The organism is Aeromonas sp. QDB17 (assembly GCF_027705305.1).
In the GTDB taxonomy this organism is placed as follows: domain Bacteria; phylum Pseudomonadota; class Gammaproteobacteria; order Enterobacterales; family Aeromonadaceae; genus Aeromonas; species Aeromonas caviae.
Genome location: NZ_JAPDBP010000003.1, coordinates 23,375 through 36,710, shown reverse-complemented (window position 1 = coordinate 36,710; position 13,336 = coordinate 23,375). Strand labels below are relative to the sequence as shown.

11 protein-coding genes are annotated in these 13,336 nt (G+C 61.7%); 2 read left to right on the top strand and 9 right to left on the bottom strand.

The annotated features are described in order from the left end of the window. The first annotated feature begins 70 nt into the window (after window positions 1–70). Entirely contained in the window at window positions 71–502 is a 432-nt protein-coding gene (locus tag OKC41_RS03570) for a universal stress protein (RefSeq protein ID WP_010675457.1), read from the top strand. Between the two features lie 92 nt (window positions 503–594). On the opposite strand, the gene OKC41_RS03565 is transcribed toward OKC41_RS03570, so the two are convergent. From OKC41_RS03565 to gpt, 6 genes are all read right to left on the bottom strand, one after another. Beyond that, the gene (locus OKC41_RS03565; RefSeq protein WP_200164575.1) at window positions 595–1,230 is read right to left on the bottom strand and encodes a murein L,D-transpeptidase catalytic domain family protein; all 636 of its coding nucleotides are present in this window, start codon (window positions 1,228–1,230) and stop codon (window positions 595–597) included. 156 nt (window positions 1,231–1,386) lie between these two features. Then, entirely contained in the window at window positions 1,387–2,643 is a 1,257-nt protein-coding gene (locus tag OKC41_RS03560) for a glutamate-5-semialdehyde dehydrogenase (RefSeq protein ID WP_327790097.1), read from the bottom strand. Window positions 2,644–2,675: 32 nt separating this feature from the next. Further along, entirely contained in the window at window positions 2,676–3,779 is a 1,104-nt protein-coding gene (gene proB / locus OKC41_RS03555; protein WP_010675460.1) for a glutamate 5-kinase, read from the bottom strand. A gap of 145 nt (window positions 3,780–3,924) precedes the next feature. Next, on the bottom strand, window positions 3,925–4,317 hold the full coding sequence (crl, locus tag OKC41_RS03550) for a sigma factor-binding protein Crl (protein ID WP_039040346.1): 393 nt from the start codon (window positions 4,315–4,317) through the stop codon (window positions 3,925–3,927). 62 nt (window positions 4,318–4,379) lie between these two features. Continuing rightward, window positions 4,380–5,648: an esterase FrsA gene (gene frsA, locus OKC41_RS03545; RefSeq protein WP_010675462.1), complete on the bottom strand. Its 1,269-nt coding sequence runs from the start codon at window positions 5,646–5,648 to the stop codon at window positions 4,380–4,382. 174 nt (window positions 5,649–5,822) lie between these two features. Continuing rightward, window positions 5,823–6,290, bottom strand: coding sequence for a xanthine phosphoribosyltransferase (gene gpt, locus OKC41_RS03540; RefSeq protein ID WP_039040347.1), 468 nt, complete (start codon window positions 6,288–6,290; stop codon window positions 5,823–5,825). Window positions 6,291–7,214: 924 nt separating this feature from the next. On the opposite strand from gpt, the gene OKC41_RS03535 reads away from it, so the two are divergent. Next, a complete protein-coding gene (locus tag OKC41_RS03535) occupies window positions 7,215–8,666 on the top strand; it encodes an aminoacyl-histidine dipeptidase (RefSeq protein ID WP_270671756.1) in 1,452 nt (483 codons plus the stop codon). 629 nt (window positions 8,667–9,295) lie between these two features. On the opposite strand, the gene OKC41_RS03530 is transcribed toward OKC41_RS03535, so the two are convergent. The 3 genes from OKC41_RS03530 to OKC41_RS03520 all read right to left on the bottom strand — a co-directional run bounded on the left by OKC41_RS03530 (window position 9,296) and on the right by OKC41_RS03520 (window position 13,272). Beyond that, window positions 9,296–10,297 carry an ABC transporter ATP-binding protein gene (locus OKC41_RS03530; RefSeq protein ID WP_041212969.1) on the bottom strand — a complete coding sequence of 334 codons (1,002 nt, stop codon included), beginning with the start codon at window positions 10,295–10,297 and terminating at the stop codon, window positions 9,296–9,298. 94 nt (window positions 10,298–10,391) lie between these two features. Continuing rightward, window positions 10,392–11,429 (bottom strand): ABC transporter ATP-binding protein, encoded by a 1,038-nt coding sequence (locus OKC41_RS03525; RefSeq protein ID WP_104456064.1) that lies wholly within the window; start codon window positions 11,427–11,429, stop codon window positions 10,392–10,394. Between the two features lie 25 nt (window positions 11,430–11,454). Beyond that, window positions 11,455–13,272, bottom strand: a complete 1,818-nt coding sequence (locus OKC41_RS03520; protein WP_104455359.1) for an extracellular solute-binding protein — start codon at window positions 13,270–13,272, stop codon at window positions 11,455–11,457. Between the last annotated feature and the right edge of the window lie 64 nt (window positions 13,273–13,336).

Genomic DNA, 13,336 nt, shown 5'->3' with positions numbered 1-13,336 from the left:
GTTATTGTCGCCCCACAGCGTATCATGGCAAACAAGATTCATTAGTAGCCCAACTTGAGGGGAGATTCTCATGCCAACCATCAAATCCCTGCTCTGCCCCGTCGATTTCTCCGAGATGTCCAGAGCGGTGCTCGACTACGCCGTCTTCATGGCCAACACCCACCAGGCCGAGCTCAAACTGGTCCACGTGGTGGATCAGCTGCACGGCTTCGACAGCTACAAGATCCTGCACATGACGGCCATCGAGATCACCCACGAGATGGAACGCCAGGCCAAGAGTCAGCTCAAGGAACTGGTCGCCTGCCTGCCCATTCCGGCCAAGTTCGAGGTCCGCTTTGGCCGCGCCGCCGATGAAATCGTCCTCCAGGCGAAGGAAGACAAGGTGGATCTCGTGGTCATGGGCAGCCATGGCCGCTCCGGTATCAGCCACCTGCTGGTGGGCAGCGTGGCAGAATCCGTGGTGCGCCACGCCCCCTGCCCTGTGCTGGTGGTCCGCAAATAATCCCCGCCTGATGCGCCAAGGCCAGCATATGCTGGCCTTTTTGCTGTTGATTGCCATGAGATGCTCATCGCAGCAGACTCGCGGGCAGGGTCTCAGCCATGGGCATAGATGACGCTCCCTCCCTTGATGGTGTCGATGATCGCCCTGGACTGCTCCCTTGGCAGGGCCGGGCATCCCCAGCTGCGCCCCAGCTTGTCAAATTTCTGCAGATGCCTGGGGCTGGCGTAGTCCGCCCCGTGCACCACGATGGCGCGCTTGCGGGCATTGCTGTTCTTGCCGGGACTGAGGCCGTCGAGACGCAGGGAGTAACCGTGCTTGCCCTGATAGGTCTCGGCGGTGCGGTAGACCCCGAGGGAACTTTGCCGGGAATTCATCTGATTGGAGAACTGGCGGGCGGCCAGCTCCCCCGAATTGCGGCCGTGGCTGACCCAGGTGTGGTAGAGCAGCTTGTGGCGCTTGACGTCGATGACGAACAGCCGGCGCATGGTCGAGGGCTTGCTGTAGTCGATGATGGTGAGAATGGGTTTTCGCTTGTGGCGCACGCTCTGGTAACCGTCCAGGGCCTTGCGAAACACGCGGCTGTCGAGTTTGCCCGCCAGCCCGAGCTGACGATAGAGATCCTGGTCCCAGCTGGCGTAGCTGGCGCCGCTGAAACAGAGCGCCCCCAGCAGCAGTGGCAGGCTCAGCCAGAGGCTGCCCCACCACGCACTCCTATCCTGTCCCTTCATCCTTGAAGTTGCTCCCCTTGCTGTCGCTGGCCTGATGCCCCGGGTGACACCGCATCCTGCTGGATAGTTATATGCAAGCCATTGATTGCGGGCAATAAAAAAGCACAAAAATGCCGACCTGAGTCGGCATTGTCCTGCTTGCTGAGCGCGCCTGGATCAGGCACGGCTGAGATAATCCGCCTGCCCCACCCACTTGTAGCTGGTGAGTTCGGTCAGCCCCATGGGGCCACGGGCGTGAAGCATCTGGGTCGAGACCGCCACCTCGGCCCCGAGGCCAAACTGGCCGCCGTCGGTGAAGCGGGTGGAGGCGTTGACATAGACCGCCGCCGAACCGGCCCCGTTGACGAAACGCTCGGCATTGGCGAGGGAGTTGGTCAGGATGGCATCGGAGTGGCCGGCGTTGTGCTCGCGCATATGGGCGAGCGCCTCGTTGACGTCCGCCACCACCTTGACCCCCAGGGTCAACCCCAGCCACTCGGTGTCGAAATCTTCCGGCCCCGCGTCGCACAGGTTGTCGCTGCCAGCCAGCAGCGCCATGGCATTGGGCGCCCCCACCAGGGTCACCTTGCGCTCGTTCATCAGAGCCACCAGTTGCGGCAGCAAGGTGGCCGCCACCTTCTCGTGTACCAGCAGGGTATCGATGGCATTGCAGGCGGAGGGGCGCTGCACCTTGGCGTTCTCGATGACCGCCAGGGAACGCGCCAGATCGGCGCTCTCGTCCACGAAGATGTGGCTGATACCGAACCCGCCGATGATGACGGGGATGGAGCTGTTCTCCTTGCACATCTTGTGAAGACCCGCACCGCCGCGGGGGATGATCATGTCCACGTAGCGGTCGAGGCGCAGCAACTCGGCCACCAGCGCCCTGTCCGGATTGTCGATGTACTGCACCGCCGCCTCGGGCAGGCCGGACGCTGCCAGGGCATGCTGGATCACCCGCACCAGCTCCAGGTTGGAGTGGAAGGTCTCGCGACCGCCGCGCAGAATGCTGGCGTTGCCGGTCTTGAGGCAGAGGCTGGCGATGTCGATGGTGACATTGGGGCGCGCCTCGTAGATGACGCCGATGACACCGATGGGCACCCGGCGACGGGAGAGGCGCAGGCCATTCTCCAGCACCCGGCTGTCGATTTCGGCCCCGACCGGATCGTCCAGGGTGATCACCTTGCGCACATCCGCCACGATGCCGGCAAGGCGCGCCGGGTTGAGCAGCAGGCGATCCAGCATGGCTTCCGTGAGCCCCGCCTCGCGCCCGGCGGCAATGTCTTTCTCGTTGGCCGCCAGGATCTGGGCACTGCGTGCTTCCAGTTCATCGGCGATGGCCGCCAGCGCCCGGTTCTTCTGTGCCGTGCTGACGGTGGCCAGTTGATAGGCGGCTTCACGGGCCGCCTGCCCCATTTTCTCCAGACTCATCACAGTTCCCTTTTGTTCATGCGGTGCCGCCCTGTTCAGAGCAGCACCATATCATCACGGTGGATGGCCACGGCCCCATAGCCGTAACCCAATACCTGTTCAATCTGATCCGAGTGGACACCGCGCAGCCGATCCAGCTCCAGATGGTCGTAACGGCAGATACCGCGAGCCAGCTCGCTCCCCTTGGGATCCAGGATACGCACCACGTCGCCACGCACGAAATCTCCCTTCACCGCGACGATGCCCTTGGGCAGCAGGCTGGAGCCCTTCTCCTGCATGGCGGCCACGGCCCCCTGATCCACCTGCACTTCGCCGTGAGGAGGGGGCCCTGCCAGGATCCAGCTCTTGCGCCCTTCCAGGGGGGATGCCAGGGCCGGGAACAGGGTCCCCACCCGCTCCCCGGCGGCGAGGCGGCCGATCACTTCCGGGATCTGGCCGGTGGCGATCACCACGTCCACCCCGGCGCGGCGCGCCACGTCGGCCGCCTGCAGCTTGGTGGCCATGCCACCGGTGCCAAGGCCGCTCACGCTGTCACCGGCAAGGGAGCGCAGGGTGTCATCTATGGTCTGCACCTCTTCGATGAGCTGGGCATCCGGGTTGGTGCGCGGGTCGGCGGTGAAGAGCCCCTTCTGATCCGTGAGCAGGATCAGCAAGTCCGCATCCGCCAGGATGGCCGCACGGGCGGAGAGGTTGTCGTTGTCCCCCACCTTGATCTCGGCGGTGGCCACGGCGTCGTTCTCGTTGATGACGGGGATGATGCGGTGATCGAGCAGAGTGCGCAGGGTGTCGCGGGCATTGAGGTAGCGCTCCCTGTCTTCCAGGTCGGCGCGGGTCAGCAGCATCTGGCCGATGTGCAGCCCGTAGAGGTTGAACAGGTCCTGCCATACCCGGATGAGCTGGGTCTGACCCACCGCCGCCAGCATCTGTTTGTTCGGCAGGGTAGGCGCCAGCGGAGGGTGGCCCAGATGCTCACGACCGGCGGCGATGGCCCCCGACGTGACCAGCACGACACGGTGCCCGTGTCGATGCAAGGCGGCACATTGTCTGACCAGCTCGACCATGTGGGCACGGTTGAGGCGGGCAGATCCCCCGGTGAGCACGCTGGTGCCCAGTTTGACGACTATGGTTCTGTTTTCCATGGGAACGAAGGGTTAGAAAAGTAAGGAATCCCTTTATACCCACGGCCCCCCTGCCCTGCAAGGCAATTAAGCCTCGCCAGGCAGTTGCGGGCTCGGTGACAAAGCATCGGGGTACCCCGCACCGGGAAGATGCGGGGCTTGGGGATCAGGCTGCCGTCACGCTCAGTTCGGCAGTCACTTGCTTCGCGGGGGAGAGAGTACACTCCAGCTGGGTCAACTTGCCGCTGATGAGCTTGTAGAAATGTTGCAGGGTGCGTTCCACTTCCGCCTGATGCTTCTTGGGCAGTGCCTTGTCGATCCACTCCCCGTCCGCGTTGTAGAACCCCGTCTGATAGTGGTAGCTGAAGCTGTGATCCGCCTGCTCCAGCACCAGCCACCAGCCCCAGAACTCCCGCTTGTCCGGGGCAGGCTTGGCGCTGACGCAGACGGACAGGCAGTCAAAGCGGTATCGGCCCTCCTCGCACAGGTCTTCACGCAAATAGGGGCCAATGGCCGCGAACTGCCGAAGCAATCGCTTGTAAGTCACTCTTTCTGACATGCTAACCTCCCTGTTGAACAAGCCATACCATCACATGGTGATGTTACATTTTTAGTTTTATATCATGTACATAAGTGCTTTTTGAGCCAATCTACCGTCTCTTTCAGTGCCTCGTCATAGACCTCGAGCAGTGGCTGCTTGTCAAATACCACCGCCTTGCCGTTGCGACTCGCAGCGGCCAATGCCCGGACATCCTGCTCGGGACAAATAAAATCTTTCTTGTGCCCGATACTCAATATCGGCACGGAAGTGCGACTCCCCAGCAATCCCTGGGTCTTGAGGGAGAAGACCTGGCACTTGGTGCGCAGCAGATCCCACTGGGCCGCGTCCGCCCCCAGCCGGTTCGCCAGCCCGTCGCGCATCATGCGCGGGCAGCGGGCGAACATCTCCTGATTGGTGAACACCTGGTTGATGCCGGCACCGATGCAGACCACGGTCCTAAGCTTGAATGGCTCGACGAAGGCGAGACGGGCCGCCACATTGCCGGCGAGGCGGAACCCCACCATGGCGATGCGCTGGTGATCGACCCAGGCCACCTCCGAGAGGTAGTTGAGCACCGCCTGGTGCAGGCGGCTGGTGTCCTGCACCAGGGGCCAGTGCTCGGCATAGCCGGTGCCCGGCATGTCCAGGGAGAGCATCCCGATGCCGTGGGGCTCGAGACACTTGAAATAGAAGTTGAGGAAGTCCACCTGAAGCGAATCGATGCCACCGCTGACGATGACCAGGGGCACAGGTTTCTCGGTGGTGGGCAGATGCAGGTAGCCCTGGATGGTCTTGCCCCGAAACGGGACCTGCAACTCCTTGAGGGGCACCTTGAACAGGCGTCCGGCCTCGCGATAGGCCATGTTGCCGAGCAACTGGGCCTGATCCGCCAGCTCGTCGTGCTTGAGGTGGGGGTAGCTTGCGATGGAGTAGTAGCGCACTGCCTTGAGCAGGCTCTTCAGCGCCGCGGCGCGATCCCCTTCCCCCAGCAGCGTCCTCCCCGTATTGAAATAACGGCCGGCGAGCTGACTCCACTCATAGACCCAGTTGCCGGGCACATAGCCCTTGATGGTGTCCAGATAGCGTTCGTGACTGCGCTCCCCCTGCCCCATGGCGATGTGCGCCAGGGTCTGCTCCACCTCGACGGGATCGGCCCCCTGCCAGGCCCAGGTCGGTCTGCGCAGCAGGCGATACCAGCGGGGCGACAGGGCGCCATCGATGAAGCTGTCAGACAGTGCGCTGTCTTGCTCGTCGACGGGGCTCGAGTTGGAGACTTCGGAAGTTTCCAATACCTTTTTGACCCGGGTAAACAGCTTTTCCGTCAGATTGGTATCGTCGTTTGGTTCCAAAATGGTGGCTCTTCTGTCTCAAACAATGTCCCATCTTAACCACTTTTCACATCGAGCAGCCACACCAGAAACGCATTGAGCCCCAAAAGGGGCTCAATGTGGTCAACCTTGCATCACGACGGATCAGTCCGCTCCCGAATGCCGGGGAGTCACTGGTCGCGACCGGTGCGGCGATTACGCTTCGTCGCAGATCGGCTTGGCGAACTCCAGCGCCATGTCCCAGGGCTGTTCAATCCAGGTATCCTGCGGAATGGCGACTTCGAAGTCATCCACCAGGGGTTCGCCCATGGGCTTGGCGAAGATGGTGATGAACTTGGCTCTGGGGTAGAGCTCGCGGATCGCCTTGGCGGTGCCGCCGGTGTCCACCAGATCGTCCACCACCAGCCAGCCTTCGCCGTCACCTGCGGTGGTGGCAGCCTTCACCACCACCAGCTCGCGCTGGTTGTCGTGGTCATAGCTGGAGATGCAGAGGGTTTCGACATTGCGAATGCCAAGTTCGCGGGCCATCAGGGCCGCAGGCACCAGACCACCGCGGCTGACGGCGATGATCCCTTTCCACTGGCTGACAGGCAGTTGACGACGGGCCAGACGGCGCGCTTCGCGTTGCAGGTTATCCCACGATACATAGAACTTTTTTGGCATGCTATCGATCTCAACGAGTTATAAAGCAATCACTTATGAGGCGAAACCCGGCAAAGAGACGGGTTCAGGTCAATTCTGGCACCCCGTTTCCCGAATTTTGCTTGCACTTTTTCGGCCTCGGGGCTGACGCCTCGGCGGCAAAAACGGATGCAATGCGAACAGGGATGGGGTGTAGCTGGCGGCCATGTCGGATGGACTCCCGAGCTCGGGCCGGCTGTTGGGCCGGTATGATAGCACTCTTTATGGATAAATTGAGCGGCAAACGTATGCGAAAAACAGGAAATGTCCGCCATCTTCCGCTCTGTCGCCCTTTTGGGAGGGCTCCGGTGACACCGAAATGGTAGCCGTTCAACACCCCCATGACATTCGGGCAAAAAAAATAGCAGGGGGAGGAGAGGATCCTCACGCACCTGCTGCTGTTACCTGTGACGCCTGCGAGCCTTAACGGCGGGTAGCGTAGGGATTCGGGTAGTTGAAGCCCTGGGTATAGAGAGATTGGGCAAACCAATAGGTTGAATTGCTGCCTGACATCATAAACTCCTGATTGCTTAACAAGTTACGTACCTTAATGCGGGTTCACATCCTTGAACTGACACTCGGTTCCATGGAGGCGCACTTGCTTTGCTTCGGTTCCCTGGAGGCATTGATTGTCATCCTGACAAGTGGGCTGGCCACGGCGGCTAATTTACCACCCGGCGCCCAAAAGACAATATTTTTGTGATTGGCATCACAAAATTGATGTTGTGCTGACACGAATAAAGCAGGTAGTGAAGTTCGCCATCCATGCTCCCTTTCCCAGCACAAGCAGAGCGTCATTTGCGCTGATCGCTCACATTTTTGCGTGATTGACTGTATTATCGTTATCCTCTTCCCCGGCCCGCAGAGTGGGGCCCGACATTTTCCATGCTGGTAAGGAGTCCCGACGTGGCACAGCTCAGTTCTCTGTCTCCCAAGTTGATTTGGCAATTCTTCGAGCAGATCTGCTCCATCCCCCACCCCTCCAAGCACGAAGCCCAGCTGAGCGCCTGGATCGTGACGTGGGCCCAGGGAGAAGGCCTGGCGGTCAAGCAAGATGCCGTCGGCAACATCATCATCAAGAAACCGGCCACGCCGGGGATGGAAAACCGCAAGGCCGTGGTGCTGCAAGCCCACATCGACATGGTGCCCCAGGCCAACGCCGACACCCAGCACGACTTCACCACCGATCCCATCGATGCCTACATCGACGGTGAATGGGTCACTGCCCGCGGTACCACCCTGGGTGCCGACAACGGCATGGGCATGGCGGGTTGCCTGGCCGTGCTGGCCGACAAGACCATCAAGCACGGCCCGCTGGAAGTGCTGCTGACCACCGACGAGGAGACCGGCATGACCGGCGCCTTCGGTCTGGAAGCGGGCTGGCTGGAGGGCGAGATCCTGCTCAACACCGACTCCGAAGAGGATGGCGAGGTCTACATGGGCTGCGCCGGCGGGGTCGATGCCAATATCCGCTTCCCCCTGGAGCTGGTCGCTGCCACCGAGGGTGAAGGTTTCGAGCTGCAGGTCAAGGGCCTGCGCGGCGGCCACTCCGGGGTCGACATCCATCGCGGCCGCGGCAACGCCAACAAGCTGCTGGTGCGTCTGCTCAAGGCCGCCGAACCGCTGGGGGTGCGCCTTGGCGATCTCAGTGGCGGCACCCTGCGCAACGCCATCCCCCGCGAGGCCCGTGCCAGCCTGCTGGTGCCCGCCGCCAGCGTGGCTGACTTCAAGGCCCTGGTGGACCGCTACGCCGGCATCTATCAGAGCGAGCTGGCCGCCACCGAGGCCAACCTCACCGTGCTGCTCACCGCCCGGGAGAAACCGGCCCAGCTCATGAGCGAGTCCCTGCAAAGCCGCCTGCTGGATGCCCTGATGGCCTGCCCGAACGGGGTGATGCGCATGAGCGACGCCATCCCGGGCGTGACCGAGACCTCCACCAACCTGGGTGTCATCAAGACACTCGAGGGGGAAGTCTATGTGCAGTGCCTGATCCGCTCCCTCATCGATTCCGGTCGCGAGAACATCGAGCAGATGACCCGCTCCCTGTTCACCCTGGCCGGCGCCAGCTGCGAGTTCACCGGCGCCTACCCGGGTTGGGCCCCGAACGTTGACTCACCGGTCATGGCACTGGTGCGAAGCAGCTACCAGACCCTGTTTGGCGAGATGCCGAACGTCATGGTGATCCACGCAGGCCTCGAGTGCGGTCTGTTCAAGAGCGCCTACCCGGACTGGGACATGGTCTCCTTCGGCCCGACCATCCGTGGCGCCCACGCACCGGGGGAGAAGGTACACATCCCGGCGGTCGAGCGTTTCTGGCAACTGCTGGTTCACGTGCTGGAACATATCCCGGCCAAGTAAGCCAACTCACGACCATACCGATGCCCCGCCCCGTGCGGGGCATCTTTTTTGTCCTCCCTCCTCGGCCACCTCTCTCATATCCCCGACTCCATACGTGGCACTGGCATGAAACCGTATCCATGAACAGGTCTGCATTTGAAAACCCTTTCCATGATTTATGTAAATTTACAACACAAAAAGTTGATCCAGCTCACATATGCCCCTAGGATCAGAACGTGACCAAGGTCACACAACCCATGAACCACAGAGAAACGAGGTCATCATATGTTCGAGAATCTGGCAGTGCTGTTCCACCTGAAGGGTGCAACCAGCAAGAAAGGTGCTGAAGAGAAAGACACTTATGCGCCTGCAACCCGCAATTACTACTTCCGTTATGGCGCCTGATATCGCCTGTCCGGAAGTTGAAATTAGCAACGTAATAAAACCACAAAACAACTCAGCAATCCACACAGCAGCCACCCCCATCGGGGCGCTGTCCTGCCCGGGCCAGAATTTCCACGGCCAAACCTGAACTCCAACCATGAAGATGGGGCCCGCAGGCCCCATTTTTTTATCCCGTTTCCGCCTTTATTGCGCCTCCTCGGTGCCACCTTGCAGCGATGCCGGTCGCGACGCGGCGGGCGCCGGCATCATATCGCCTTTCCCAACGGGACCGCCTCCTGCACGGGCAAGGGGAAATGGCAGGCCACCTGATGCCCCTGCCCGCCGCACGCCTCAAGGGCGGGCGAGCGGGTGCGGCACAGATCCGTTGCATGGGGACAGCGCTGGTGAAAGTGGCAGCCACTCGGCGGCGAGATGGGGGACGGCACATCCCCCGTAAGCAGGATGCGCTGGCTGCGCCGCCGTGGATCCGGCACCGGAATGGCGGAGATGAGGGCCTGGGTATAGGGATGGCGCGGTGCCAGGTAGAGTGCCTGGGCCTCGGCCAGCTCGACGATCCGGCCCAGATACATCACCGCAATCCTGTCCGAGATGTGCTTGACCACCGACAGGTCATGGGCGATGAAAATGATGGCGAGGTTCATCTCCCGCTGCAGATTGAGCAGCAGGTTCACGATCTGGGACTGCACCGACACGTCGAGCGCCGACACCGCCTCGTCACACACCAGCAGCTTGGGCTTGAGGGCGATGGCGCGGGCGATGCCGATGCGCTGTCGCTGGCCGCCAGAGAACTCATGGGGATAGCGATCCACCGCGCTGCCGGGCAAACCGACTTTCTCCAGCAGCTCCTGCACCCATGTCCGGCGCTGTTCGGCGTTGCCCTTGCCGTGGATGATGAAAGGCTCCTCCAGGATCTGCCCAACCGTGTGGCGGCTGTTGAGGGATTCTGCGGGATCCTGGAACACGATCTGCATCTCCTGACGCAGGGATCGCATCTCCTTGGGCGAGAGGTGGGTGATGTCACGCCCCTCGAAGGTGATGGAGCCGGCGCTCGGCTCGAACAGCTTGAGCAACGAACGCCCCAAGGTGGATTTGCCGCATCCCGACTCTCCCACCAGGCCAAGGGTCTCCCCCTGCCTGAGATCAAAGCTGATGCCATCCACCGCGTAGACGGTGTATTGCTTGCGCAAGAAACCGCCACCCATCTTGAAATGCTGCTTTAAATTGCTTACCGACAACAAGCTGGTCATGACTTTCATCCCCGACGATTCATGGCAGCAGACGACCTGGTCGCCTTCCCGCCGCCTGGCTGCCCTGCGACACCCCGTACCCACACCAGGCCGTTCATAGGCTCACCTCCTTCCAGTGGTGGCAGGCCACCCCGTGGCGTTCGCTCAACTGCTCGGTCATCGGTATGGTCTCCACGCAAAGGGGCGTGGCATGGGGGCAGCGGTTGGAGAAACGGCACCCCGCCGGCATCTCGTGCAGGGCGGGCACCTGACCCTTGATGGTCTTGAGCAGGCTCTTTGGCACATCTTCCAGACGCGGGATCGAGGCCATCAGACCATGAGTATAGGGATGGCGCGGGTGGTCAAACAGTTCATAGATATCGGCCCGCTCCACCGCACGCCCGGCATACATCACCACCACCTCGTCGCACAGCTCCGCCACCACCCCGAGATCGTGGGTGATGAAGATGATGGCCATGCCGGTCTGGGCTTGCAGCTCCTTCATCAGATCCAGGATCTGGGCCTGGATGGTCACATCGAGCGCCGTGGTCGGCTCGTCGCAGATGAGCAGGGCAGGTTCGCAGGCCAGCGCCATGGCGATCATCACCCGCTGGCGCATGCCGCCGGAAAGATTGTGGGGATAAGCAGCGAAACGCTGGGCAGGCTCGGGGATCCCCACCTTCTTCAACATGGCGATGGCGGCGTCACGGCGCTGGGCCTTGCTGTAATCGGGGCGGTGGAGGCGAAACACCTCCATCAGCTGATCGCCGACCGTCTGCACCGGGTTGAGGGCCGTCATGGGCTCCTGAAAGATCATGGAGATACGGTTGCCACGCACCTTGTACATCTGCTCCGGCGGCAGATTGAGCAGCTCCTCCCCCTGAAAGCGGATGGAGCCCGCCACCACCTGACCGTGGGGCCTTGGCAGCAACCCCATGATGGCCAGCGAGGTGACGCTCTTGCCGCAGCCGGACTCGCCGACTATCCCCAGGGTCTTGCCCGGGGCGACCTGGAAGCTGACCCCGTCGAGCACCTTGATCTTGCCGTCGTCGACGGCGAACTCCACCTCGAGATCCCGCACCTCGAGGATGGGGGACAGAGACTGCCCCTCATGATCGCTGGTGCCGGGGGCGGTGACCTGTGTGTTGGGCATGACTGCTGCTCCCTTCTGGGCCACATCAATGATGTGCATAGGTCTTGTCGATCAGGGTGATGGGGGCCAGCGCCTTGCCGTCAGCCTTGGCCTTCTGGGTCTCCTCCTTCACCTTGGGATCGATCCAGAGCAGGCCGCCACTGCTGTGGGGATAGCCATCCATGGGCCAGTAGAGCAGATCCGGGGTGTTGCGGGTGGCGGGCACCTCCGGCAGCATCACATAGCGCCAGCTGCTGGCTCGCACGTAGTTGAGCTGAACCCCGGGCACGAAGATGGCGAGATCATAGATCCGCTGCTGGATCTGGTGGGAAAGCGCGGCCCGCTTGTCCATGTCGAACTCGACGTTGTAGGCGTCGATCAGGCTGTCGAGCGCTTTGTCAGCCACGTTGAACAGGTTGTTGGTCTGGGGCTTGTTGGCGTTGTCGGAGTGGAAGGACTCCCAGTATTGCGGATAGAGACCGCCGCCCCCCCAGCCAAGCCAGGCCGCCTCGTGTTTCTTCTCCAGCATCACCTTGAAGCCGGTGGCGCCATCCACCAGATTGAGCTCCAGATCCAGGCCCGCCTTCTTGGCCTCTTCCTTGAGCACGGTCAGCCGCTTGGAGTGCTCCTGGCTGGTGTAGGTGAGGGCCAGGGTGAGCCGCTCTCCCTTGTCGTTTTGCAGGATGCCGTCCGGTCCCTGCTTGCCGTAGCCGCCCTTGGCGAAGTACTCCCGTGCCTTGGCGATGTCGTAGGCCCGCTCTGGCAGCGCGATGTCGGTGAAGGCCCCGAAGCCAGACCCGAAGGTGGTAGCGCGGTCATAGTCTCCATGCAGCACCGTCTCTATCATCTTGTCGATGTTGAAGGCGTGCTGGATGCCGAGCCGCACGTTGAGATCCGCCAGCTTGGGATTGGCCACGTTGAGGTGAACCCCCTGCCCCCCCTGCTTGGTGTCGGTCATGGCCATCACCTTCTGCACGTATCCCTGCTTGTACTCCGGTGTGACCGCTTTCTCATGCCACCAGTTGGGCAGGATCATCTCGAAGGTGTCCAGCTCCCCCTTGAGGAAGTGGCGGAACGCGATGTTGTGGTCGCGGATCACCTGCACCTTGATGGTGTCGAGGTTGAACCTGTGCTGGTTGTAGCGATCGTCTTTTGCCCACCACTCCTTCTGCTTGCTGAAGGTGACGGACTTGCCCTTTTTTACGTCGCTCATCACGTAGGGGCCCGTGGTGGGTACCACGGCCCAGTTGTACTGCTTCACCCAGTTCGGGCCCATCTTGTAGTAGTGCTTTGGCTGGGGCCACAGTTCGGTGGTGTTGAGGAGATCGAGCTTGGCCTTGCGGCTGCCCGCCTTGACCAGAATGGTGTGGTCGTCAATCTTCTCCACCGCCACCACCTCGGTGGTGTAGTAGTTGTTGAACCAGGGGCCCTTGATGTCCTTGGAGCGCATCATCTCGTAGCCGAAGGTGTAGTCATCGGCGGTGACCGGCTTGCCGTCGGACCACTTGGCGCGCGGGTCGAGTTTGAAATAGACGGTCTGGCTGTCCGGCGCGATGGCCCAGGCATTCGCCAGGGCCGGAATGGGGTTGCCCGTGTTGGGATGGAAGCTGATGAGCCTCATCTGGTTGTCGAGGATGAAGGAACGGAACGAGCCGTTGGAATCCGGCCCCACTGTGCGAAACGTCAGCGGGAAGCTGTCGACGAAGAGATTGAGGTTGCCGCCGGGCAGCGCCTTGGGAGAGGCGAACACGGGGTCGGTGTCGTTGGTCTCCCACGTCAGATCCGCGGGCAGGCTGGCCGCCCACACCCAGGATCCGTTCACCAGCAGAAAGAGAGCACCTGTCCATTTGATTTTATTGTTCATGTTTGACTTCCTGGTCATGCCCCTGCACTGGGGGCGTCTTCATTAAGGGTCCTGTCGATGTGCC